At 43.1% G+C, this 24,229-nt stretch carries 26 protein-coding genes and 2 pseudogenes; 19 read left to right on the top strand and 9 right to left on the bottom strand.

The features are described 5' to 3' along the window. Positions 1-25: 25 nt before the first annotated feature. Together NSU05_RS18345 and NSU05_RS18340 are read right to left on the bottom strand one after the other, a co-directional pair. Positions 26-2,794, bottom strand: a complete 2,769-nt coding sequence (locus tag NSU05_RS18345; RefSeq protein WP_038429759.1) for a DEAD/DEAH box helicase — start codon at positions 2,792-2,794, stop codon at positions 26-28. Further along, positions 2,781-4,391 carry an SWIM zinc finger family protein gene (locus NSU05_RS18340; protein ID WP_038429758.1) on the bottom strand — a complete coding sequence of 537 codons (1,611 nt, stop codon included), beginning with the start codon at positions 4,389-4,391 and terminating at the stop codon, positions 2,781-2,783. Before NSU05_RS18340 ends, NSU05_RS18345 begins: the two co-directional genes overlap by 14 nt. Before the next feature lie 203 nt (positions 4,392-4,594). On the opposite strand from NSU05_RS18340, the gene NSU05_RS18335 reads away from it, so the two are divergent. The 15 genes and pseudogenes from NSU05_RS18335 to NSU05_RS18265 all read left to right on the top strand — a co-directional run bounded on the left by NSU05_RS18335 (position 4,595) and on the right by NSU05_RS18265 (position 15,734). Further along, positions 4,595-4,738, top strand: a complete 144-nt coding sequence (locus NSU05_RS18335) for a hypothetical protein (protein ID WP_003242876.1) — start codon at positions 4,595-4,597, stop codon at positions 4,736-4,738. Between the two features lie 233 nt (positions 4,739-4,971). Continuing rightward, positions 4,972-5,718, top strand: coding sequence for a protein-tyrosine kinase activator TkmA (gene tkmA / locus NSU05_RS18330; RefSeq protein ID WP_003227811.1), 747 nt, complete (start codon positions 4,972-4,974; stop codon positions 5,716-5,718). Continuing rightward, positions 5,708-6,424 carry a tyrosine-protein kinase PtkA gene (gene ptkA, locus NSU05_RS18325; RefSeq protein WP_038429757.1) on the top strand — a complete coding sequence of 239 codons (717 nt, stop codon included), beginning with the start codon at positions 5,708-5,710 and terminating at the stop codon, positions 6,422-6,424. The genes tkmA and ptkA overlap by 11 nt, the downstream gene beginning before the upstream one ends. A gap of 48 nt (positions 6,425-6,472) precedes the next feature. Further along, positions 6,473-7,237 (top strand): tyrosine-protein phosphatase, encoded by a 765-nt coding sequence (locus tag NSU05_RS18320; protein ID WP_014481136.1) that lies wholly within the window; start codon positions 6,473-6,475, stop codon positions 7,235-7,237. A gap of 194 nt (positions 7,238-7,431) precedes the next feature. Continuing rightward, positions 7,432-8,754, top strand: a complete 1,323-nt coding sequence (uglF, locus tag NSU05_RS18315) for a UDP-glucose 6-dehydrogenase UglF (protein ID WP_038429756.1) — start codon at positions 7,432-7,434, stop codon at positions 8,752-8,754. Positions 8,755-8,965: 211 nt separating this feature from the next. Next, positions 8,966-9,751 (top strand): YwqG family protein, encoded by a 786-nt coding sequence (locus NSU05_RS18310; RefSeq protein WP_038429755.1) that lies wholly within the window; start codon positions 8,966-8,968, stop codon positions 9,749-9,751. 49 nt (positions 9,752-9,800) lie between these two features. Beyond that, a pseudogene (locus NSU05_RS18305) lies at positions 9,801-9,923 on the top strand (hypothetical protein); the annotation flags it as partial. A 219-nt stretch (positions 9,924-10,142) separates the two neighbouring features. Then, positions 10,143-10,565 (top strand): DUF5082 family protein, encoded by a 423-nt coding sequence (locus NSU05_RS18300; RefSeq protein WP_017696586.1) that lies wholly within the window; start codon positions 10,143-10,145, stop codon positions 10,563-10,565. An 8-nt stretch (positions 10,566-10,573) separates the two neighbouring features. Continuing rightward, complete coding sequence (locus tag NSU05_RS18295) at positions 10,574-10,834, top strand: YwqI/YxiC family protein (RefSeq protein WP_014478191.1); 261 nt, start codon at positions 10,574-10,576, stop codon at positions 10,832-10,834. Between the two features lie 18 nt (positions 10,835-10,852). Next, positions 10,853-12,664, top strand: a complete 1,812-nt coding sequence (locus tag NSU05_RS18290; protein WP_038429754.1) for a T7SS effector LXG polymorphic toxin — start codon at positions 10,853-10,855, stop codon at positions 12,662-12,664. Positions 12,665-12,671: 7 nt separating this feature from the next. After that, positions 12,672-13,190 carry a hypothetical protein gene (locus NSU05_RS18285; protein WP_038429753.1) on the top strand — a complete coding sequence of 173 codons (519 nt, stop codon included), beginning with the start codon at positions 12,672-12,674 and terminating at the stop codon, positions 13,188-13,190. A gap of 13 nt (positions 13,191-13,203) precedes the next feature. Beyond that, a complete protein-coding gene (locus tag NSU05_RS18280) occupies positions 13,204-13,413 on the top strand; it encodes a hypothetical protein (protein WP_021480772.1) in 210 nt (69 codons plus the stop codon). 131 nt (positions 13,414-13,544) lie between these two features. Beyond that, positions 13,545-14,534, top strand: a pseudogene (locus NSU05_RS18275) (transposase); the annotation flags it as partial. Between the two features lie 12 nt (positions 14,535-14,546). Further along, on the top strand, positions 14,547-14,900 hold the full coding sequence (locus tag NSU05_RS18270; protein ID WP_014481129.1) for a hypothetical protein: 354 nt from the start codon (positions 14,547-14,549) through the stop codon (positions 14,898-14,900). 120 nt (positions 14,901-15,020) lie between these two features. After that, positions 15,021-15,734 (top strand): endonuclease V, encoded by a 714-nt coding sequence (locus tag NSU05_RS18265; RefSeq protein WP_038429752.1) that lies wholly within the window; start codon positions 15,021-15,023, stop codon positions 15,732-15,734. An 86-nt stretch (positions 15,735-15,820) separates the two neighbouring features. Here NSU05_RS18265 and NSU05_RS18260 read toward each other — a convergent pair whose 3' ends face one another. Next, positions 15,821-16,702 (bottom strand): LysR family transcriptional regulator, encoded by an 882-nt coding sequence (locus tag NSU05_RS18260; protein WP_029726024.1) that lies wholly within the window; start codon positions 16,700-16,702, stop codon positions 15,821-15,823. A gap of 122 nt (positions 16,703-16,824) precedes the next feature. On the opposite strand from NSU05_RS18260, the gene NSU05_RS18255 reads away from it, so the two are divergent. Next, positions 16,825-17,370, top strand: coding sequence for a flavodoxin family protein (locus NSU05_RS18255; protein WP_024572836.1), 546 nt, complete (start codon positions 16,825-16,827; stop codon positions 17,368-17,370). After that, complete coding sequence (locus NSU05_RS18250; RefSeq protein ID WP_024572835.1) at positions 17,367-17,588, top strand: hypothetical protein; 222 nt, start codon at positions 17,367-17,369, stop codon at positions 17,586-17,588. Before NSU05_RS18255 ends, NSU05_RS18250 begins: the two co-directional genes overlap by 4 nt. A gap of 27 nt (positions 17,589-17,615) precedes the next feature. Here NSU05_RS18250 and chrA read toward each other — a convergent pair whose 3' ends face one another. The 3 genes from chrA to chrS are packed head-to-tail and all read right to left on the bottom strand — an operon-like array spanning position 17,616 to position 19,232. Beyond that, on the bottom strand, positions 17,616-18,152 hold the full coding sequence (gene chrA / locus NSU05_RS18245; RefSeq protein WP_038429751.1) for a chromate resistance efflux protein ChrA: 537 nt from the start codon (positions 18,150-18,152) through the stop codon (positions 17,616-17,618). Beyond that, positions 18,149-18,742, bottom strand: coding sequence for a chromate efflux transporter subunit ChrB (gene chrB, locus NSU05_RS18240; RefSeq protein WP_015251064.1), 594 nt, complete (start codon positions 18,740-18,742; stop codon positions 18,149-18,151). The genes chrA and chrB overlap by 4 nt, the downstream gene beginning before the upstream one ends. Positions 18,743-18,755: 13 nt before the next feature. Then, complete coding sequence (gene chrS / locus NSU05_RS18235; RefSeq protein WP_014478181.1) at positions 18,756-19,232, bottom strand: chromate efflux transcriptional regulator ChrS; 477 nt, start codon at positions 19,230-19,232, stop codon at positions 18,756-18,758. A 213-nt stretch (positions 19,233-19,445) separates the two neighbouring features. Here chrS and ggt point away from each other — a divergent pair, with 213 nt between their 5' ends. Then, a complete protein-coding gene (ggt, locus tag NSU05_RS18230; protein ID WP_029726021.1) occupies positions 19,446-21,023 on the top strand; it encodes a gamma-glutamyltransferase in 1,578 nt (525 codons plus the stop codon). A gap of 4 nt (positions 21,024-21,027) precedes the next feature. Here ggt and NSU05_RS18225 read toward each other — a convergent pair whose 3' ends face one another. The 3 genes from NSU05_RS18225 to cotG form a co-directional block, all read right to left on the bottom strand. Further along, positions 21,028-21,363 carry a DUF4181 domain-containing protein gene (locus NSU05_RS18225; RefSeq protein ID WP_014481121.1) on the bottom strand — a complete coding sequence of 112 codons (336 nt, stop codon included), beginning with the start codon at positions 21,361-21,363 and terminating at the stop codon, positions 21,028-21,030. A 176-nt stretch (positions 21,364-21,539) separates the two neighbouring features. Next, the gene (locus NSU05_RS18220) at positions 21,540-22,157 is read right to left on the bottom strand and encodes a flavin reductase family protein (RefSeq protein ID WP_029726020.1); all 618 of its coding nucleotides are present in this window, start codon (positions 22,155-22,157) and stop codon (positions 21,540-21,542) included. A gap of 173 nt (positions 22,158-22,330) precedes the next feature. Further along, the gene (cotG, locus tag NSU05_RS18215; RefSeq protein WP_072692783.1) at positions 22,331-22,918 is read right to left on the bottom strand and encodes a spore coat protein CotG; all 588 of its coding nucleotides are present in this window, start codon (positions 22,916-22,918) and stop codon (positions 22,331-22,333) included. 140 nt (positions 22,919-23,058) lie between these two features. Between cotG and cotH the strand changes: the two genes are divergently transcribed. Beyond that, entirely contained in the window at positions 23,059-24,147 is a 1,089-nt protein-coding gene (gene cotH, locus NSU05_RS18210) for a spore coat protein CotH (protein WP_015714831.1), read from the top strand. Positions 24,148-24,229: the final 82 nt, after the last annotated feature.

Genomic DNA, 24,229 nt, shown 5'->3' with positions numbered 1-24,229 from the left:
TTAGAGCCAGCTTTTTTAGTCATGATTATTGCGCTGTAGCGCTTAATGTAAACAGTTCTTCGAGCTCCTGTGTGGAAAGCTCGGTAATCCAGTTTTCACTTTGGATAATTTGATCGTTCAGGGTTTGCTTGGATTCAAGCATGACATCAATTTTTTCTTCGATTGTTCCCGTCGTAATCATTTTATGAACGTGGACAAAGCGCTCCTGGCCTATGCGGTATGCACGGTCAGTCGCTTGATTTTCAACCGCCGGGTTCCACCATCTGTCATAATGGATGACGTGATTGGCGGCGGTTAAATTAAGTCCGGTGCCTCCAGCTTTGAGTGAAAGAATCAGTGTCGGATATTCTTTCCTTTGAAATTTCTCAACGAGTGTATCCCGCTCTTGCTTAGAGAGACTCCCATTTAAAAATTGCACAGGTTCCCCGAACGTTTTTTCAAGCAGCCGCTTCATCATGTTCCCCATCTGAATGTATTGCGTGAAAATCAGGCAGCTTTCGTTTTGGGCGCGAATCGCTGTCATCAGTTCCAGCAATTTTTCGAGCTTGACTGATCTGCCGGCCAGCAGCTCGGTTTGCTCTTCCTTTAAATAAAGCGCGGGATGATCGCATATTTGCTTGAGCCGTCCAAGCATGCTGAGGATCAGCGCTTTTCGCTGCATGCCGGTCAGGGATGTCATATGGTCAAAAGTGTCTTTGACGAGCTGCTCATAAAGGGATGCCTGCTCGGCTGACAGCGGGATAAATTCTTTTTCTTCCAGCTTCTCAGGAAGATTAAGCGCGACCTCTTCATCCCGTTTCGTCCGGCGGAGAAGGAATGGCCGGATTAATTGCTGAAGCTGTCCGATTCTCTTTTCGTCCCGGTCTTTTTCGATCGGCAGCACATAGCGTTTATGGAAGCCGGTCAAACTGCCGAGGTAGCCTTTATTCATGAAGTCAAAAATAGACCACAGCTCAGTCAGTCGGTTTTCCATCGGCGTGCCGCTCAGCGCGATATGGTGAAGCCCCTTCAGCTTCCTGATTGCGCGTGATTGCTTCGTATGCGCGTTTTTAATATTTTGCGCTTCATCAAGGCAGATCGTGTTCCATGTCACAGAAGAAAGCTCTTCAGTATCGGCATGTGACAGTCCATATGAAGTGAGCACCACGTCTGCGTTTTCATAATGCGCGGCGAAATCATCACCCTTTGGCCGGCGCGGCCCATAATGGAGCGCGACAGACAGATCAGGTGCAAAGGTTTGAAGCTCCCGCTGCCAGTTGCCAAGTACGGATGTCGGCGCAATAATCAAATGAGGCGTTTTTTGCCGGCCGCTTTCCTTCACGTGAAGGAAATAGGCGATCATTTGAATCGTTTTCCCAAGCCCCATATCGTCAGCTAGACAGGCGCCAAAACCGCTTTCCCGCAGAAACAGCAGCCAGTTCATGCCGTATTTCTGATAAGGGCGGAGCGTTCCTTTGAAAGAAGGACTGACTTCGTGCTCCGGCAGGTTTTCCGCGGCAGTGAGCTTTCGAATCAGTGACCTGAGCTGTTTAGACAGATCAAACTGAATGCCGGCGAAAGCGGATGTATCAATCAGATCCGAATCCTCAAGTCCGCCCTCCTGCTGATCCATTAGCTCGCGTGCCAGAATATCAGACATGTGGAGTCCCTCTGATTCTGCTTTTTCCATCAGGCGTTTCATCTGTTTGATAAACTGCGGATCGATTTTAACCCATTGCCCGCGGATATTAACAAGGCGCCTGTTGCTGGCGACAAGCTCATTAAATTCAGCCTCAGTCAGTTCAATTCCATTTGTCGCAAACCGCCAGTTGAAATCAAGCAGTGCATTCATGCCGACAAATGACTCGCCGCGCGGGGAGGACGACACCTTTGCTTTCAGCATCATGTTGCTGTCTCTGACAATCTGCCACCAGGACGGCAGGAGGATTTCTACCCCCATATCGACAAGCGTCTCACTTGCTTCTGACAGGAAGATCCAGGCTTCTTCCTCCGAGATCAGCGTTGTCCCGGCATCAAACGACAGCCACGGAACCGTTCTGTGAAAGCGGTCCTGCTCACGCGCGATTTTATCGCTGTACGCCTGCCACGATTTTTTGAGGCTTTTCAGTCCGTCAAAGAATTCTACAGCGCCGCTCTTTTTATCGCGTAAAAACATCTCGATCTTCCATTCGTCTCCGTCAAAGTCCGGTTCATTTAAGCGCAAGCCGACAGTAAATGGAGATTGGTCGTCAATCCAGCCAATGCCTTCCAGAAAATCCTCTTCATCAAGAAAATGGCCGCGGAATGACGTAACCGCAGGCGATTTCTCCTTGATATGTTCCCATTTCTCCCGCAGGTCATCGTCGTATTGGATGTAATCCTGTACGGCAGAGGAAAACCATTCCGCAGTAAAGCCTTCTAATATATTATCGCGGTCCTTCCAGCGAAAAACACCGTTTGTCCATGCGTCATAGTCAGGCATAAAATCGCCGTCTGCGATAAATTCATAGATGGTCGATGCCGCCTCGATCAGCGGCTCCGTTTCTTCTGTAAGCTGCACGGAGCTGAATGAGTTGAACGAGTTTTTGCCGAGAAGCTCTACAGTCATCCATGGCGATAGCAGGACAGCAGTCGTCCCGATGAAGCTGACATCCTCTAGAAAGGTTCCGTAAAATGAGGATTCATGCCATTGGAACAAATGCTTTTTCATATGGCTGTAGGGAAGAGGCTGCTCATTTTCATCAAAGGCTGAGAGCGTAAATGACCCATCTTCCATTTGTTCGACGTGGATGAGAATTTCTTTAAGACTCGCCATCAATCAACTTTCCTTTCTGCAGTTCTTCTTGAAGCGCACGCAGGCGCTTGTAATGCGAGCTCAGCAGCTGAATATACCGCTCCCACACCTTCTGCTTTTTCGCTTTTTTGTACAGGGTGCGCAATTTTTTCAAATACCGGGCGGCTTCCTTGTACGAGTTGCGGTTCTTCTGATCAATGAAAAAAGCCACTTCTCTATGGTAAGCCGGTATAAGCGCCTCAGGGTCGCTCGCTGCAATTTCCTTGAGCATCATTTTATCCATTTCATTGATGGAAAAGCCGACAAGGCTATGAATTTCAATCCACTCGGCATAGCGTTTTTTTTCATATAAATGATGGCTGTATTCTGTGAACGTATACGGCAGACAGCCCGCGGCAAAGCGCTCAAACAGCGCTTGATCATTGGTTTGCTGCACATAGGCATTCAACAGAAGGAACAGCTCGCCGATCACATCGCGAATCTCTTTAAACGGCTTATCCAGCTTCGTATAACCCATCGCAATTGGCTCAATTTGCTGGTACCATGTTTTAAGCCGTTTCCAGTCCTTCTTGGCAGTCATTTCACTCAGCCATTGGAACGTATAAGGGAGCGCTTCCGGTGGGAATTGATCCGCTTCCGCAAAAATAACGTCATCATTCTTTTGCAGGAATTCCAAATGCAGGCGCCCGAATTGCAATTCGGGAGAAAAACGCCGTCCTGCTTCTTTTTTCAATATCTCCTGTTCGCGTGCCACCCATTTTGGCCGCGACAGCAGCGCACTCCAAATTTCACCGAAGACGCGGATGCGTTCATATTGGAAAATTTCTTCTTTCAACAGCAAAGGTCGGATAACATCCGGTGTTTTATCCAAAAACGGATCAAGCGCAAAAGACAGCGCGTACGTTTTTAATTTATCAATAGAGCTGTAGATTGTATCCATCAGCTGTTCAACGTACGGATTGAGGGAATAAAAATCTTGTTCGGGGTTTAGCTTGCCCGCTTCAATCAATGTGAACATGCGAAGCCAAACCGCAATCGCGGAATGAATCTGATACAGGCTTTTCAGCTCCGGCTTGTTCGGCGCATGTTTTTTTAATGCGGACAGGTAGCCGTAATAGAGGCCCTGCATGTTTTGGCTGCCTTCTGGCGTACGTGCCTGCCAGAGAGAAAACTCTGAATCAAAAAAAGCAAGCCAGCTTGAAAGCGATTCTTCATTAGGCAGCACCTTTTCCTGAAACTGGCGGCGGACGAGCTCTTTGCTTTCCTCAAGCTTTTCCCTCTCCAGCCAATACTCTGTAAAAGTACCCACTCGCTCGAACATTGCATATACATATAAAAACACAGCCAGCATATGGCGGCAGATTCTTCCGGACGGACATGAACAGCCGCTTTTGACTATGACAAACAAGTTCAATGTGACCCGCACAGGCACAACATCCTGCACGTAAGCCGTAACTTCCGTCGGACTCACTGCTTGTAAACGATAGACTGAATCCTGCCGATATAAAATAAGGGCTTTTTTGATCAGCTGAACATTTTCCTCATTGTAAGGAAGAAGTTCTTTTAACTGTTCAGCAGATGCCAGCACATCGTCTTTGGAAATCATATTCTGAAGCATGATTATCGCTCCTAACCGAGTCACGTAATAAAAAGATCCAATTTCTCTATTATATCGCAACACATCGGCCTTAAAAAGTTTTTCCTAAAAAAGGACATAAAAAATGGGATGTGTCGAATGATGTATTAGAGATTGCAAATTGATAACCAGCATCATATAATAATCGTGTTTTCAACTTAATGGAAGCTGAAAGGAAAAAAAAGATGAGTGAAAAGAAATTGAATCAAGAAGAATTTCTGAAAATTTTGATGCATGCACATGAAATTGGTGAGCAGTCATCTGAGATGACGACGAAGGAAATGCTTGAAAATTTGATTTCTCATATTAAAAATGGATATGCAACATAAAAATCCCGCACGCCTTTTGCGGGATTTTTTTATGCGAGGTTACGTGACTGCACGAATAAGAGAAAATGAGACAGCGCTGTCAACACAGTAAATATAGCGCTTACATAAAAAAGAGTAACATTTCGTTTTGTAAAAAAATGTCGAATTATGTCACGTGAAAAGCTGGAGAAATGCGGTTTCAACGTTGTATAATCGTAGATGGAAAAGGATGTTATAAGAGATTTGGAGGTATCATGGGAGAATCTACAAGCTTAAAAGAGATATTATCAACGTTAACAAAACGCATACTTTTGATTATGATTGTAACCGCAGCTGCCACTGCTGCCGGCGGACTCATTAGTTTCTTCGCACTTACACCCATCTATGAAAATTCAACTCAGATTCTGGTCAACCAATCGAAAAATGAACGAAAAGAAGTCCAATTTAACGATGTCCAAACCAATCTTCAGTTAATCAATACGTACAATGTCATCATTAAGAGCCCTGCCATCTTAGATGAAGTCATTAAAGAAATGGGCCTGTCGATGACATCCCAAGAACTGAATGACAAAATTACCGTATCCAGCGAACAGGACTCCCAAGTGGTCAACATATCAGTCAGGGATGAAAACGCGGAAACAGCGGCTCATATTGCCAATACTATAGCATCTGTTTTTCAAGACAAAATCACATCCATTATGAATGTTGACAATGTCAGCATTCTGTCAAAAGCCGAGGTTTCAGAACATCCGTCCCCTGTATCGCCAAAGCCGCTTCTAAACATTGCCATCGCGTTTGCGGCCGGATTGGCGGGAAGCATCGGACTGGCCTTCCTGCTTGAGCATTTGGATAATACGATCAAATCGGAAGAGCAGCTCGAATCCTTGCTGGACATACCTGTTTTAGGGACAGTTTCCACCATTGCGAATGAGCAGAAAACAGCAAAGACCTTACAGGGTTTCCAATCTGAAAAAACGGGGAGTGGACATTTTGGCGCTTAGAAAAAACAGAGGCTCGCGGATGCGGAGAAATGTCATTGCAATGACAGAGCCGAAATCCTTGAACTCTGAACAATATCGGACGATTCGCACGAATATAGAATTTGCTTCAGTGGACCGGCAAATGAAATCAGTCATGATTACATCGGCTTGTCCGGGGGAAGGAAAATCAACAACGGCCGCCAATCTGGCTGTCGTATTCGCCCAACAGGGAAAAAAAGTGCTCCTGATTGATGCTGATTTGCGAAAACCAACAGTACATACGGCTTTTTTTCTTGAAAATACGGTTGGCTTAACATCTGTTTTATTAAAGAAAAGCTCTATGGAGCAGGCTGTACAAGCATCGAATGAAAAACATCTTGACGTGCTGACGAGCGGCCCGATCCCGCCAAACCCGGCCGAGCTTCTCTCCTCGAAGTGGATGAAGGAGCTTGCAGACGAAGCGTGTGCGGCATATGATATGGTCATTTTTGATACGCCGCCTATTCTTGCCGTAGCAGATGCACAGATTTTAGGCAACGTGGCAGACGGTTCTGTTCTGGTTATTTCAAGCGGGAAAACAGAAAAAGAACAAGCCGCAAAAGCGAAAGAGGCGCTTGAAACGTGCAAAAGCAAGCTTCTTGGGGCGATTATGAACGGCAAAAAGCTTTCGAAGCACTCTGAATACGGATATTACGGAAACAAGGACAATTTCATCCAAAATAAATAACGTGCATCGTGCCCGTTATTTATTTTTGCGAAAAAAGGGGGCTAGGACATGATCGATATTCACTGTCACATTCTTCCCGCAATGGATGACGGGGCAGGTGATTCGGCCGACAGCATAGAAATGGCAAGAGCCGCTGTTCGTCAGGGAATCCGGACGATCATTGCGACACCTCATCATAACAACGGTGTGTATAAAAACGAGCCAGCCGCAGTCAGAGAAGCAGCAGATCAGTTAAACAAACGTTTAATCAAAGAAGACATTCCTTTACATGTGCTTCCGGGACAGGAAATCAGAATCTACGGCGAGGTGGAACAAGACCTTGCCAAACAGCAGCTGCTTTCGCTGAATGATACAAAACACATCTTGATTGAGTTTCCGTTTGATCACGTTCCCCGATATGCGGAGCAGCTTTTTTATGATTTGCAGCTGAAAGGATATATTCCGGTTATCGCCCATCCTGAACGCAACAGGGAAATTCGCGAAAACCCGTCTTTGCTGTATCATCTTGTGGAAAAAGGAGCAGCATCTCAGATTACTTCAGGAAGTCTTGCGGGGACCTTCGGCAAGCAGCTGAAAGCATTTTCTCTCCGGCTGGTTGAAGCCAATTTGATCCATTTCGTAGCCTCAGATGCCCATAATGTGAAAACGAGAAATTTTCACACTCAAGAGGCTCTTTATGTTCTAGAGAAAGAATTCGGCTCGGAACTTCCTTATATGCTGACGGAAAATGCAGAGCTTCTCCTGCGGAATCAGACCATCTTCAGACAGCCTCCGCAACCGGTCAAAAGAAGAAAATTGTTTGGTCTTTTTTAACAGCCGATTCTCATTTCACCACTTTCTTTTTGAGAGCGATATAATAGTGTATTGTATGATTGAATCACATTTCAGAAATCTGTACAGGCTGTACCCGACAGGCTATGCGGGAGATCATTCGCATTCATGATAGGATGTTCTCATACGATATTACGGAAGCTGCAAAGCAGCAATTTAACTGTTGGAGGGAAACAATGAATATAACAGTCATCGGAACAGGCTATGTCGGTCTTGTGACAGGTGTTTCTCTTTCTGAGATTGGACATCATGTAACCTGCATTGATATTGACGCTCACAAGATTGATGAAATGAGAAAGGGCATTTCCCCCATATTTGAACCAGGTCTTGAAGAGCTGATGAGAAAAAATACAGCTGATGGACGGCTGAACTTTGAAACGAGCTATGAGAAAGGCTTGGCACAGGCAGACATCATTTTTATAGCGGTCGGCACACCACAGAAAAGCGACGGGCACGCCAATCTGGAGCAAATTACAGATGCGGCCAAACGCATCGCAAAGCATGTCAAACGAGATACAGTCGTGGTAACGAAAAGCACAGTGCCCGTTGGGACAAACGATTTGATTAATGGACTGATCACTGAACATCTAGCGGAGCCTGTCAGTATTTCGGTCGCATCCAATCCAGAATTTTTGCGTGAGGGGTCGGCGATCTATGATACCTTTCATGGTGACAGGATCGTGATCGGGACGGCCGATGAGAAAACAGCAAATACGCTGGAGGAGCTTTTCCGTCCTTTTCAAATCCCGATATACCAAACGGATATCAGAAGCGCCGAGATGATCAAATATGCCTCAAATGCTTTTCTGGCCACTAAGATCAGTTTTATAAACGAAATTTCGAATATATGTGAAAAGGTCGGCGCCGATATTGAAGCAGTCGCGTACGGGATGGGACAGGATAAGCGGATCGGGAGCCAGTTTTTGAAAGCGGGCATAGGCTACGGCGGCTCTTGTTTTCCAAAGGACACAAACGCCCTCGTGCAAATTGCCGGCAATGTCGAGCATGATTTTGAACTGCTGAAATCGGTTATCAAAGTCAACAACAATCAGCAGGCGATGCTGGTTGATAAAGCGCTGAACAGGCTCGGCGGGGTGACGGGAAAAACGATTGCCCTTTTAGGCCTGTCATTTAAACCGAATACCGACGATATGAGAGAAGCGCCGTCAATTGTTATTGCAGACCGTCTCGCTGCGCTCGACGCCCGTATCAGAGCCTACGATCCCATTGCAGTTGGTCATGCAAAGCATGTTCTCCCGCAAGCTGTTGAATATAAAGAGACGATCGAGGAAGCTGTCAAAGGGTCTGACGCCGTCATGATTTTAACCGACTGGGCTGACATTAAACAATTTCCGTTAGCGGCTTATCGGGATTTGATGGAATCGCCGCTCATATTTGACGGCAGAAACTGCTACACATTGGATGAGGCTTTGGCTGCAGGAGTGGAGTATTATTCTGTCGGACGAAAGGCGGTTGTGCCGTCAGGTGCAATTCAATAGATGAAAAAGAAAGGCTGGTTGCGCACCAGTCTTTTTTTCATCTATTGCGGGGTGCTGAATACATTTGCTACTATTTAACTATTGTTTGGAAAATTATGCAGAAGTAGGGCTTCTTTAAACAATCGTTTGAAAAACATTAGAAGAAACGAAGAAAACCAGAAAATAAAATCTTTCAAAAATAATTGGAGATGCCGGAAAAGGAGAGAATCTGATGAATCATCTGCCCGAAAAAATGAGACCGTACCGCGACTTGCTGGAGAAATCAGCGAAAGAATACGTGAAATTGAATGTCCGAAAAGGGAAAACAGGACGATATGACAGCAAAATTGCCGGTGATCCCTATTTCCCCAAGCATGAAACATACCCGACTGATGAAAATGGACAGCCGATGAAGCTTCTGTCACAGATTAATTTCTCGCACATTCCCCAGCTTGACGGCTACCCTTCTTCAGGTATCCTGCAGTTCTACATTTCTGTTCATGATGACGTCTATGGATTGAATTTTGACGATCGATGTGAACAAAAGGATTTCAGAGTGATCTATTTTGAAAATATCATAGAAAACGAAGACGAGCTTGTTTCTGATTTTTCATTTATTGGCACAGGCGAATGTGATTTTCCGATTTTATCAGAAGCGGCAGTCGAGCCTGTGAAATCTTCGGAATGGGTCCTGCCTACAGATTTTCAATTTGAGCAGTATACAGGCATGGAAACAATGGAGTTCTTTGGTCAGTTCGGCGAGGATGAAGAAGACATTTATAATGAACTGGCTGAAAACGGATTTGGCCATAAAATTGGCGGATACGCTTCTTTTACCCAGCATGATCCCCGGGAATACGCATATAAAGAACACACCATCATGCTTTTACAAATTGATTCAGACGATGATATCGATTCAATGTGGGGAGACGTCGGCATCGCCAATTTTTTCATCACACCTGACGATCTAAGGAAAAAAGACTTTTCAAACGTTCTGTATAACTGGGACTGCAGCTAATACAAGCTTTTGATCCAAAGGGTCAGAAGCGGGGAATAATAGAAGCCAAATGACAAAATCAGACGTGGCCGACCAGATGAAGAACATAAACATGAACAATAAGCTCAGCGCCGTAAGAGGCAGATCAACAACATCTGCCTCTTTCAAGTGCCTTTATAACTATGACATTAGGTATTTCAATTTAATAAAACGCTTTTATTAGCTGTATAACGAACAAAAACAAGATCAAATACCTACATTTCAAGAGCGTTATATGCCTAAATTAAGCCATTTACCCTATTTAAGCCGCCTTCTGGCTATTTTAAAATATAATATATGGAAATAAAGTATGGAAAAGTCTATCTTCATCAGCCCCTCCATACGACTTTTTGAGTATTAAGAGGTGATTCAGATGGGTTATGAAAGTATGCTAGCGGATATCAAAAGTTCGCTCAACGGAAAAATTTCCGACGTGGAAGACAAGATCGAAAAGCTGAAAAAAGCAAAAAAGGACATAGACACACTGCAAGAAGAGGCAATCACTGAAATCAAAGAAATTGTAAAACCAGAATTGGGCAAGCATTGGACGGGAACAAAAGCCGATGATTTCGACAAGGGAAGAGAAGAGGCGAAATCGGAAGCATCTAAGATTGTGAATGATAAATATAACGAGTATATGGCTTCGATTCAGATGGAGATTATTCAGTTGGAATCTATGAAATTTCTCTATGACAAAGAATTAAAGCTAGCGAATTTTGCTGGTCATACTCTTGCTAAGGGTGAAGAATTCTTGGAGGATGCTGTTAATCAAATTAAATCTATTAAATTGTGGTGATCTTTTTTATGTCAGAAATTAAATTGAAATACGATACTGTAATCAAAACATTAGATTCTGTCAAAGATGCGCTTGCTGACGTAACAATCGGCGCCGCGGGGTCCAATGGAAAAAATAAACTCGATTATACGAAAAAATATCATGAGCGTGAGGAGAACATCAAAACCATGCTCGGAGATTACAAAAAAGCGGTACAGAAAAATATCGAGGATACAAAGGATAACGTAGATTCACTCAAAGAGCAGGACGAGGCGATAGCGGTAAAATAGAACAGAAAGGGCAGTGCGATGAGTAAAGTATTTGAATCAAAATCTTTAATCGAAGAAGCGAAGAGCAGAAAAAAGCAATATGAGACGCTTGAAGAGCAGCTGAATACGCTGAAAAAAGCGTTTCAGGGAGTTGCAGATTTAGGCGACAATTTTAAAGGAAAAGGCGCGGACAATATTAAAGATTTTTTTCAGGGGCAGGCGGAAATCGTAGACAGCTGGCTGACGCTTGTCTCTGCTCAAATTGCGTTTTTAAACGGCATTTCAGGAGATATTAAAGATCAAGAACTCAATGATTCATATGTGGAAACTTCATTTTTGGATCATGAGCTGCCCAATGGAGACCTGAAAGCCTCAGAGATAGTCTCCGCTCATAAAGAAGAAATCGATTCTATTTTGTCAGGCATCAGCGATATTATTGATCTCGACATGTACACGCTTGACGAGTATGCAGATAAGATGGGCGATGCCCAAAAAGTCAGACGTGACACGATCACAGCTGTCGATAAGCTTGATGAATCCCTGACCACTGAATATCAAAATTTAGAATCTCTGGACAACGCAGTGCTCACCAAATATTCTGTTCTCATGCAGGCCACCAGCAATGGGAAGAGCGCATCCACTATGTACTATGACAAAAAAGCCTTCCACAGCAATGAAGTTTACAAAAGCGTGATTGAAGTAGAAAATCAAGGAACAACCTATATCGATGCAAAATCCCAGCAAGCAGAAGCAAGACGTCTCCAGGAAAAAGCCGAGGAAGAAGCAAACAAACCATGGTACGAAAAAACATGGGATGGAGTTTGCAACTTTACTGGAGAAGTCACTGGCTATTATGATTATAAAAGAGCAACTGAAGGCGTTGATCCGGTTACCGGAGAAAAACTCTCCACCGCAGAACGTGTGACAGCAGGAGCTATGACCGCAGCCGGATTTATACCAGTCGTCGGCTGGGCAGGCCGCGCCTTCAAAGGCGGAAAAGCCATCTACAAAACCGGAAAAGCTGCTATCGCGGCTGAACACGCTTTAGATGCCTACAAAACAGGCAAATCCTTAGACATTCTCAAAATGACAGAAATGGGCGCATACGGCCTTGTTGCGTCAAACGGATTCTCAGAAGCCGTCACGGGACGGGATATGTTTGGAAACAAAGTGTCTGAGGAGAAGCGGAAAACGGGTGCGCTGGAAGCGGCATTGAGCTTGGTTGGTGCTGGTGCATTGGCGAAGTCGGTTGACAATACGCTATCGATGGGAAGAAATCTTGATAAGAGTTATTCTTTTTCTAAAATTAAGCAAAGTGGTCATATAAATAAAGAACAGATTGTTACTTCGACTGGCCATACATTTGACTTAAAGCCAGAGAAGAAACAATTATATACGAAGAAAGTAAATAATGATAAGTTACAATCAAGTAAAAAATCTGTCGATCCTGTCGAACAATCAGTAAGTTATTACAGAGTTCAAGGCGGAGGAGCGGGAAATAAAACAAGTCAGTATAGAATTAAAGTAAATAGTGATGGAAGCATTGTTATTCCTATTAAAAATGCTGATTTAAACATAAGTGCTTACAATTTAGAACACGCTAAATATTATCGAGATGTAGCAAGACCAGGCGGAGAAATTGTAGAATTTAAGGTACCTAAAGAGGTTGATGATTTAATCAAGGAGACAGTAATTGATCAGTATGGATATACTAAAAACCCTCGTAACCAGGGGAGAACTGCTCCAAAGCTTGTTGATCCTACGACACCGGGAGTTAGTTATGAACTTCCGGCGGAACCATGGATAGAGTGGTTAGAGGAATATGGGCATTCAGCCAAAAAAATAGAATGAGAAAGTGGTGTTTTCGTTGTTATTAAAACCGGAGTATGCCCAAAATATAATAGTCGGGGTAAAGACTTCTTCTCAATTCTCATGGTATCTAACAGAAAGAGATGTTTGGATACTAGATATCGTGAAATATAAAGAAGCCTATGAAAAAAACGGGTTTAGTTTTGATATGGACTTTGCTCTTTCTCTAAGAAATAACATTTCAGTTGTAAATGAAGATAATTATCGTCTTTATTTAAAAGAATATACTGACTATATTATCCCGTCTTCAGAATTAAAGAAGTTAGTTGAACATCAGGATTATGAAAGTACTATTCTAGAATTAAGGCCATCATTATATATAGACTTTAATCAAAAAATGCTTCTTTCGCTGTATCCTGAGTTATTACCTTTTGAAAATTATGTTCCTAATAATTGGACAGGGGTTCGGGAAGACTTTACTAGTTATATTCCTGAAGAGGATAGATACTGGATTTTTGATGATGTAAATTATATAGACAAAGTTTTTAATGAGAAAGAAAGAGAGTAAAGGAGAAAATAAAATGTCAAAAGATGATAGCTTGGTAATAATAAATGAAAGTTTTAAAAAGGAGGGGAGTGAAGAAGATATAGAAGGATTAACAATAATGATTGATGGGGTTATAAAGCAGGTTTTTAATAAAATTAGAAATGAAAGAAATTATAACAGTAATAATGAAGTTATGAGAGATATTATATTTGAAGGAATTAATAGTATTGTTAAAAAATCTTAAGGCATTATTAAAAACAAATAAACGCTTCGAGTTGGTTTGATTTTCTACCTTGATTGGCACTGAAGCCTTTCAAGGTTTTTTTATTAGATTGTTGTCCACTGTTTTATATAGCGTAAATAAGTATAGGCTTTGAACGCGTCACAGTCGGCACCATGGCAGCCGTGGGATATATACCAGTCGTCGGCTGGGCAGGCCGGGCCTTCAAAGGCGGAAAAGCCATCTACAAAACCGGAAAAGCAGCTATCGCGGCTGAACACGCTTTAGACGCCTACAAAACAGGCAAATCCTTAGACATTCTCAAAATGACAGAAATGGGTGCATACGGCCTTGTAGCGTCAAACGGATTCTCAGAAGCCGTCACAGGACGGGATATGTTCGGAAACAAAGTGTCTGAGGAGAAGCGGAAAACGGGTGCGCTGGAAGCGGCATTGAGCTTGGTTGGTGCTGGTGCATTGGCGAAACATATTGATAAAGGCATCCCGCTTGCAACCCATTCAAAAGTCCAAAAAGCAAACAAAACACTAGAGAAAGTAAAACAATTCAAAGTCCCAACAAACGTCCGCGTGTACGCAGAACGCCCTGTAACTCCGGATGGCTTTACATTCGGAATCCCGACAGTACGTGTCGATGTGGAAAAGACGGCTGTTAAGGATCTTGGGATTGTGAAGATGGTTAGTGATGGCGGTCGTAAGGGAAGCTCTCATAGTCCTAACATTTCTAAAAATCACGATAAAGTAGCGCACGATGGATATTATGGTCGTAAAGAATTTAGAACGATGCTTAATAATGCTTCGTTTACTCCGCATGGCCATAAACATGTTAAGGCTAAAACACCTGAAGAAGCAAAACGTTTTAGTATGACAGGTAAAAAAGCTGCTCAGTACTTATCAGATGTGAATAACAAAGCTTTAGAAAAAGAGGCACTTCTAAAAGGTCATATTATTGATAATGGAAATAACAACTATTATTTCATTTATGATGCAGGAAAAACAGTCGGTTATGATCTAGGTACACCAACAAGCTGGATTAGAGCGGAGTTTTCTGGTGGTGAATATCATGGTCATCCGATTGCTGGAAGTCGATTAGATAAGTATTTAAAACAACTTGGTATTGATAAGTAATAGGAGGCTTTTATGAGAAAGATAAAAAAAATGCCAGAAATAAGTTTACAACCCTTAAGGATTCCAAAAGGATGGACCATAAATCAAAACAGTTTTAGAGAAATTGATCCGAAAAACCTAGCACCAGACGATGAAAAATGGTTGTTTTTTTCACAAGATTTAATGCAATTAACATACTCTCGTAAAAATTACTTACTTGATTTAGGTTGGTATCCAGATGCGGATGCTAATGGATTTTATCAACTAGTTATGATGCAAAATGAGGATTGGGATCAACCCATATATGAATTTCAGACAAATAGCCATATTGAAATAGTTAAAAATATAGAATTTATATTAAACAAAGTTACGAATAATGAAATGTAGTTAAACATTTAATTAGAACTATTAATAAAGTTTGCAGAACCTGGAGTTGTAAGTTTTCAAAGTAAAAATGAATACAAAGAAAAACAGACACTAGTTAACAGGAGGTAGGATTGATTTTAGATGCATGTTAAACAAATACATTCTTTCAACCTAAACAGAGAAGAATTTGTAAAAACACAACAATCCCTTATCCATAAAATCAACCTATCCACCTCCATCAACCTAGACTCCATCAACACCTGCGCAGGCGTCGATCTCGCCTATTGGGAGCAGAACGGAGAACCATACGGAGTGTGCAGTATTATCGTGATTGACGCTGATACAAAAGAAGTCATTGAAAAAGTGCATAGTATGGGGAAAATCAGCGTACCGTATGTTTCCGGTTTTCTTGCGTTTCGCGAGCTGCCTTTGATTATCGAGGCGGCGAAAAAGCTGGAGACGGAGCCGGATGTCTTCTTGTTTGATGGCAACGGATATCTGCCTTACAATCATATGGGCGTTGCCACCCATGCGGCTTTTTTTCTGGGCAAGCCGACGATTGGGATTGCGAAAACCTATCTCAAAATCAAAGGCTATGATTTCGTGATGCCTGAAAATGAAGTCGGTGCATACACCGATATTCTCATTGACGGCGAGGTATATGGCCGGGCGCTGCGAACGCGGGGGGACGTGAAGCCTATTTTCTTGTCTTGCGGTAATTATATTGATTTAGACAGCAGCTATCAGATCACGATGAGCTTGATCAATCAAGAAAGCAGGCTGCCGATCCCTGTCCGCCTGGCTGACCTTGAAACGCATGTTTTGCGAACGTTTTATCAGAAAAATCACATGTAACACTTGGGGCTCTAAGTCATCAAGTGTTTTTTTGTATGTGTGTGCTTTCCTGGTCTCAAAAACCTTGTCGTCCTTGTGGAGAGGTTTTATTTGAATGTTTTCCGTGTCAAATCGATAAAAGCCTTTAATGGCGCAGACATCCATTTGTCCTTATGCCATGCTAATTGAGTGAAAACGGGGCAATCACTCTGCCAATTGAGTTCTTTCATCCGGCCTGCTGCAATATCATCTTTTACTGTCATTTCAGGCAAGATTCCAATCCCAAGTCCGGCCATCACGCATTGTTTGATGGCTTCTATGCTGACGAATTCCAATTTGTTAGGATAGACACCGGAGTCATGCAAATTGTTCTCAAAGAGCGTGCGGTACGAGCAGCCGTCCTCTGTCAGCAGAAGAGTTTCGTTTTGAAGATCCTTCAATGTTATTGGTAAATCCGCAGGAAAAGGATGGTCATTAGCAGCCACCATTTTGATCTCATCCTGAATCAAAGATTCAACGTGCAGTGCGTCTTCCATCCGGTTCACATCCAAGATGAAGGTGATATCAAGCTGGCCCTGTAAGAGCTGTTCTTTCGCTTGTTCATTGGAGATATATGGTTTGAATATGAGCTTTACTTGGGGAAAAGCCTGTTTAAATTCTTTTATGATAGGGGGCAGGCGGTATGTGCACTGGCTTTCTGTCGCCCCGATTTTTAAGGTTCCGGTTGTTTCTCTTACTTGATTTGTGGCCATTTTCGCTTCTTCTGTTAACGCAATGATCTTCTGTGCATAAGATTTGAACGTTTTTCCTGCTTCTGTCAAGATAAGCCGCTTGCCGAGCCGTTCAAATAAAGGCGTCCCAATTTCTTCTTCAAGTGATTTGATCTGAGAGGTAACGCTTGATTGTGCATAATTAAGCATTTTGGCGGTTAGGGTGAAGTTTACATGTTCTGCCGCCGTAATAAAGGTGATCAGCTGCTTCAATTCCACTTGTTCTCTTCCTTTCTAAATCGGTTTTAGCGATTGGATTAATCGAAATAATCATCTGTCTTGATTGATGAATCCATTATAAGATGAAGAAAATCATTCGTAAACAAAGGAGCAGATGCATCATGAAAATTGCGGTTATTAACGGCGGAACTCGGTCTGGCGGAAATACGGATGTTCTTGCGGAGAAGGCTGTTCAAGGATTCGATGCGGAGCACATTTATTTGCAGAAATATCGAATTCGGCCAATTGAAGATCTGCGTCACGCCCAAGGCGGCTTTCGTCCTGTTCAAGATGACTACGATTCTATCATTGAACGGATATTGCAGTGCCATATTCTTGTATTCGCCACCCCAATTTATTGGTTTGGCATGTCAGGGACATTAAAGCTGTTTATTGATCGCTGGTCACAGACATTGAGAGATCCGAGATTTCCTGATTTTAAACAGCAAATGTCAGTGAAACAGGCATATGTAATAGCAGTGGGCGGAGACAATCCAAAAATAAAAGGGCTGCCGCTGATTCAGCAATTCGAACATATTTTTCATTTTATGGGAATGCCCTTTAAAGGTTATGTGCTGGGAGAAGGCAATCGTCCAGGCGATATTCTTCGTGATCATCAGGCGCTATCCGCTGCGAGCCGCTTACTGAAAAGAAGCGATGCGATATGAAGTTTTTGCTGTCGGTCGTTGCTGGCATGCTGATTCTTGCATTCTTTTTATTTTGGAAGGTCCAGCCTCCTGTTTGGATACAAGTTGAAACCAATTCGTCCCAGTTGAAGCAATATGTGAGAATGGCAGGAACCACGCTGCAAGTCAAGCACATCATCAAGAGTGACGCAGGAGAAGAAACAGCTGTCATATCAAACGGCATTTCTGGGCCAAAATAAATAAAGCACCTGTCAAGGTGCTTTTTTCTATAAATGAGGGATCACAAGGCCCCCATATAAAAACGCAGCGATAATCAAAAATGCCGGATGCATTTTGAATTTTGTCATGGCAAGGAGCGAAATTCCCGCAATCACGATCGATTGGATCCAGCCGATCGCTTTGATGCCGTCTGCGCTGATTTGCCAGGTAAGAATGAGCATCATGACCGCGATGACAGGCTGGACGGACAGCGTCATGCCTTTGATGACAGGTGATTGGCGGAAGCGCTGGATGATGCGCAGCAGGACGATCAATGCGAGCGCCGACGGTACGACGGTTGCGATCAGGGCAATTAGGAAGCCGGGCCACCCGCTTGCGCTGTAGCCGACATACGCAGCGATTTTCGTGGCGATCGGGCCCGGCAATGCGTTCGCAAGTGCGAGCATATTTGAGAATTGATCGTTTGAGAGCCAGCTGTATCTGTTTACGACTTCTTCAAACATTAGCGGGATAGACGCAGGTCCGCCGCCATATCCCAGTAGGTTTGCGATAAAAAACGCCATAAATAAATAGATCGATATCATGAGGCTGACATTCCTTTATCTTTTGAATGTTTATTTGTGATTTTGTCTTTCAGTTTAAAATGAAACGCCCCGTACGCTAAGAAAATGATAATGACCAGGCCGGGATTAATCTGTAAAGTTTGCAGGCCGATAAAAGCGATGATAAAAAACAGGATGCCGGTAACCCAGCCGAAACCTTTAAGCGCTTTTTGGCCAAACTCGTACGCCATGATTCCGAGCATGACCGCAATTACCGGCGTGACGGCACCGATCATACCTGCAACAATTGCTGAATGGCTTAACACATTTACAGCCGCAAACAAGCCCACCATCGCAAGACATGTAGGCAGAATGTGGGCGAGAGTCGCCACAACTGCACCTAATGTGCCTTTTAGCTTAAAGCCCAGATAAGCAGCCATTTTGGTGGCAATCGGTCCGGGAAGCGCATTAGCGATTGCTAATATTTCTCCGAATTCATCATCGTCAATCCATTTATATTTATTGACCGCTTCATGGCGGATCAGCGGAATCACGGAAGGTCCGCCGCCGAACCCTAATATGCCGGTGCGAACCATTGCGGCCGTCATATCCCGATAAGGATGGTTTTTCATTCGTTTCTCTCCTTTACAGCTTCATTCCCATACGGCTTTTGTATCGTTTGATCAGCATCTGGCAATCAACACTGACGACGCCTCGCAATGGATACAGCCGTTTTGTTAAGAATTCTTCCATTTCTTGATCGTTGGCAAAGATCCCATGCATATGCAGCTTGCTCGGGCCTGTCATGTGATAAAGGCTGGTGACCGCAGGCTCTTCCTCAAGCTTAAGAGCGACCTCTTCTAAAAATTGCGGTTCTACCTCGACATTGAAAAACACGGAAACATGAATGCCGATTTTAGCGGGATTGATGACAGCGGTGAATTTTTCAATAACACCGGCTTCAATTAATTGGTTGATACGGGCCTGGACGGCGACCCGTGACAAATCGACTCTTTTGCCAAGATCCGTATAAGAAATTCTGCCTTCTTCATGCAAAATCGTGAGAATTTGTTTATCAGTCTCATCAAGTACAAGGTTGGGGATTTGATATTCATGACTCAATTGCTCCACCTGCTTTCGTAGCCTTTTAGCAATCATTTTAACATAAAAGTTACGTATCGAAATAATAATTTTTTATTTGTTTTCGAAATGAATGCGAAAATATCTTATTATTTGCGAAAAGTAGAAAGTTCGTCAGTTTTTCTGCCGGATCAGTAGATGTGAAAAATCAGGCTCCCTATACTGAAGAAAATTTCTTAAAAAAGGGGACTTGTGATGAACAAATCTGTCATCGGTACAAAGCAAATGGTCGTCAGTCCGCATTACCTCGCTTCTCAAGCCGGAAACCGCATACTGGATAAGGGAGGCAACGCGTTTGACGCCGCTGTTGCGGTGAGTGCTTGTCTTGCGGTTGTGTACCCGCATATGACCGGACTTGGCGGGGATTCCTTTTGGCTGACCTTTCACCAGGAAACAAAGGCGGTAAAAGTCTACAATGGCAGCGGCCGTTCAGGAAAAAACGTAACGAGAGATGTATATAAGGGAAAAAGCGTGATTCCGCTACGGGGAATTGACAGTGCCATTACCGTGCCGGGAATGGTTGATAGCTGGGATGCGGTCCTGAAGGAGTACGGGCGTCTGTCTCTTGCAGATGTATTGGAGCCCGCACGCGATTATGCCCAAAATGGGTTTCCTGTATCAGCTGATCAGTGTCGTCACACAGAAAAGAATATTGAACTGCTGGCTTCCACGCCTTACACGGCTGACATCTTCACGAGAAGGGGCAAAGCACCTGTCCCGGGAGAGCGGTTTGTGCAAAAAGAGCTTGCAGACAGTCTGAATGTGATTGCTGAAAAAGGAAGAAGCGCATTTTATGAAGGAGATCTCGCTCAGCGGATTGTCTCACATTTACAGAATAACGGCAGTTACATGACAATCGATGATTTTAAAGCGCATCGGAGTGAGTGGGCAGCGCCTGTATCAAGTGATTATCGAGGATACAGTGTGTATCAGGCGCCGCCGAATTCTCAGGGATTTACCGGTTTATTAACACTGAACATTTTGGAAAACTATGATTTCACCCAAATCGAGCACGGTTCATTTGAGTTTTATCATGTGCTTGTGGAGGCGTTGAAAAAGAGTTTTGTAGATCGGAATGCCTTTTTGACTGACCCTGCGTTTGCTGACATTCCGCTTGAAAGGCTTTTAGATAAAAATTATGCGAAACGATTGGCGGGAGAAATCGGCTATCTGGCAGAACCGGCAGAAAGCAGGCCGGTGGGAAGTGATACGGCATATGCGGCCGTAATCGATGCGGATGGCAACGCAGTGTCATTCATTCAAAGCCTGTACTTTGAATTTGGCTCGGCAGTCACTGCCGGTGATACAGGCATATTACTGCAAAACCGCGGATCATTTTTCTCACTGGATGAAAATCATGTCAACACGCTTGAACCGAGAAAGCGCACCTTCCATACGTTGATGCCGGCTATGGTCTGTAAAGGTGGAAAGCCAAAAATTCTGTACGGCACACAAGGCGGCGAAGGCCAGCCGCAGACTCAGACGGCCATCATTACCCGAATGCTGGACTACGGAATGCATCCACAGCAGGCAATCAGCGAACCGCGCTGGGTATGGGGCAGAACGTGGGGAGAGGAATACGAAGGTCTCAGAGTCGAGGGCAGATTCACAGACAAAACAATCCAAAAACTGAAAGACAGCGGGCATCTCGTGGAGGTTGTCGGTGACTATGATCCGCTGATGGGACAAGCGGCTGCAATCAAAGTTGATGAAGAAGGCTTTCTCCAAGGCGGAGCCGATCCTCGGGGAGACGGAGCGGCTGTGGGGATTTAAATAACTATAGGGTACAAATATAAATCAAAAGCATAAACATAAGGGAGACCTCTACAATGTGGTACATATACTGTTTATCTTCAGGTCTATAATGCCACTCCATAAAAATTCGTATTGAGTCAATCACAATAAAAAATAAAAGAAGCAAATATTCAACGGGAAAAAAGGAGAGTGAAAACACAAACAAAATAAGTAAAGTGATTTCGATCCATTTGTGTGTATTGCTGACATGCTTATATCGCCAGCCGGATTTATCAATACCGTATTTTTTCTTTATAAAAAATTGAGAGGCGAGACTGATGGTAATAGCGATCAGCATTAAAATCCAAAAGTTTGTCATTCCAATTCCTCCTAATCTACCTTTATACGAAGAAAAAGGAAAAACGTTTCATAAAAGAACACCCCGAGCTTACTCTGGGTGTTCTTTTTTTGATATTTTTTTAGTTATTTACAGGCGATATTTTGTAATCATAAGGTCTTTTTGACTAGTTTCTTCTATTTAAATAGTCCTTCTCTTCAGCTGGGACGAATCAGTGTGAATTCTTCCCCGAGTTTAGCATAGTGATTTCCCGCCAATCGTGAGGCAGGCTTTAATTCATCCGTTAAAATATATCCCTTTTCTGCATCATACACCTTTTCATCTAGGTGGAAGCAGACAACTCTTCCGATGAGCATATCTGCTGTAGTGACGCCTTGATCATTGTCAAAGGTAATATGCCGCTCTAATTTGCACTCAAAGCGAACGCGGGCTTCCTTAATGCCGGGAACTGAAACAGCTTTGCTTTCAACAGGATGAAGCGAGGTGCGTGTAAGCTCGCTTTCATCCGGCCTTAAGCTTGCAGCTGTTTCATTGATATCTTCAATGATGGCTTCATCACTGACATGAACGACAAATTCTCCGTTCTCCACTGCGTTTCGCGCTGTATCTTTTTGGCGTCCTTCCGTCCTGTTAACAGAAATACTGAGAAGCGGAGGATCTGAGCTGACAACGTTATAAAAACTGAAAGGCGCGGCATTGACCGCTCCTCCTGAAGAAAGTGTTGTCACAAATGCAATGGGGCGGGGAATAACGGTACCTGACAATAGCTTGTATGTGTCTTTGGCACTAAGCTGATCAGCTTGAAATATGTACATAGCAACAACCGCCTTTATCGTTAGGATACCTTGATTATAACGAAATGGTTTAAAGGAAACCAAATGATGCGGGTTGCATATGTTATGTCATGACATATATCTAATACAGGGCAAATAAAAAAATAGGCTTCCGTACCTCCGCCGGCAGCCTATTGAAACAATGAAAACTTAGATTATTTGTATTTCTTTTTGACTACCCAGCAATTGCCGTCTTTCCAGTATTCTTTTTTGCTGTCATAATCATCGTGTCTTTTGTAGTCGTCGCAGTGGTGGTACGGTTTTTTGTAGTATTTCTTATGGGAACGATAAGATTTTTTGTGTGTGCGGCATGACTTTTTATAGCTGCGAGATTTTTTCTTGTGAGAACAGTATGACTTTTTGTAGCTGCGAGATTTTTTGTAAGAACGGCAAGATTTTTTATAGCTGCGAGATTTTTTGTAAGAACGGTAAGATTTTTTATAGCTGCGAGATTTTTTGTGAGAACGGTACGATTTTTTGTGGCTGCGAGATTTCTTGTGAGAGCAGTATGATTTTTTGTGGCTGCGAGATTTTTTGTGAGAACAGAATGATTTTTTGTGACTGCGAGATTTTTTGTGAGAGCAGTATGATTTTTTATGGCTGCGAGATTTTTTGTGAGTGCGGTGCGACTTTTTATGACTGCGTTTTTTTCCATGAGGCTCTTGGTATAAATAATCCTTTAAACCTTCTTTTTTTGCGGATTTCACCGCTTCTTCGATGTCAGAATGGGAATAGTGGCCCAATTTGAAATCCTCCTTTTAAAAATATGTTAAGGATGAAGATCCTTACTACCCTCATAGTACGCGCGGTTTTAAAAAGTGTATAAGTGTTCCGCTGAGATCTTATAAAAATAAAAGCCTAAAATTTGTAAGGAGGATTATGGATGAAGAATCAATCCAATTTACCGCTTTATCAGCTGTTTGTTCATCCAAAAGACTTGCGTGAATTAAAAAAGGATATATGGGACGATGATCCGGTGCCAGCTGTGATGAAGGTAAATCAAAAAAGGCTGGATATTGATATCGCTTATCGGGGATCACATATCAGAGACTTCAAAAAGAAGTCATACCATATTTCCTTTTATCAGCCGAAAACATTCCGCGGCGCGCGAGAGATTCACTTAAATGCGGAGTATAAAGATCCTTCCTTGATGAGAAACAAATTGTCTCTGGATTTTTTCTCGGAGCTAGGGACACTGTCTCCAAAGGCAGAGTTTGTGTTTGTAAAGATGAATGGGAAGAATGAAGGGGTTTATCTTGAACTTGAATCCGTAGATGAATATTATTTGGCGAAAAGGAAGCTGGCTGATGGCGCGATTTTTTATGCGGTGGATGATGATGCCAACTTTTCTCTGATGAGCGATTTAGAAAGGGAAACGAAAACATCGCTGGAGCTTGGATATGAAAAGAAAACAGGGACTGAGGAGGATGATTTTTATTTACAGGATATGATTTTTAAAATTAATACGGTCCCTAAAGCTCAGTTTAAGTCAGAAGTGACAAAGCATGTGGATGTCGACAAGTATTTGCGCTGGCTTGCCGGTATTGTATTCACCTCAAACTATGACGGGTTTGTCCACAACTACGCATTATACAGAAGCGGGGAAACCGGATTATTTGAGGTGATTCCTTGGGATTATGATGCGACTTGGGGCAGGGATATCCATGGAGAGCGGATGGCTGCCGATTATGTAAGAATTCAAGGATTTAATACACTAACCGCCCGGATATTGGATGAATCCGAGTTTCGCAAGTCCTACAGGCGCCTGTTAGAAAAAACGCTCCAATCTCTTTTTACAATAGAATATATGGAACCGAAAATCATGGCGATGTATGAGCGGATTAGGCCTTTTATCTTGATGGACCCATATAAAAAGAATGATGTTGAGCGTTTTGACCGTGAGCCGGATGTGATCTGCGAGTATATTAAAAACCGTTCACAATACCTCAAAGATCATTTAAGTATTTTATGAATGCGTGAAAATGGGTATTCGCGGAAAAAGCGACAATTAGGCTATTGAATTAGTTCAACAAATAAATGTGACACGTATATAT

The sequence above is a fragment of the Bacillus sp. EU52 genome (assembly GCF_037964975.1).
In the GTDB taxonomy this organism is placed as follows: domain Bacteria; phylum Bacillota; class Bacilli; order Bacillales; family Bacillaceae; genus Bacillus; species Bacillus subtilis.
Note: the sequence above shows the minus strand (reverse complement) of the source record. Positions and strands in the feature narration are given on the sequence as shown.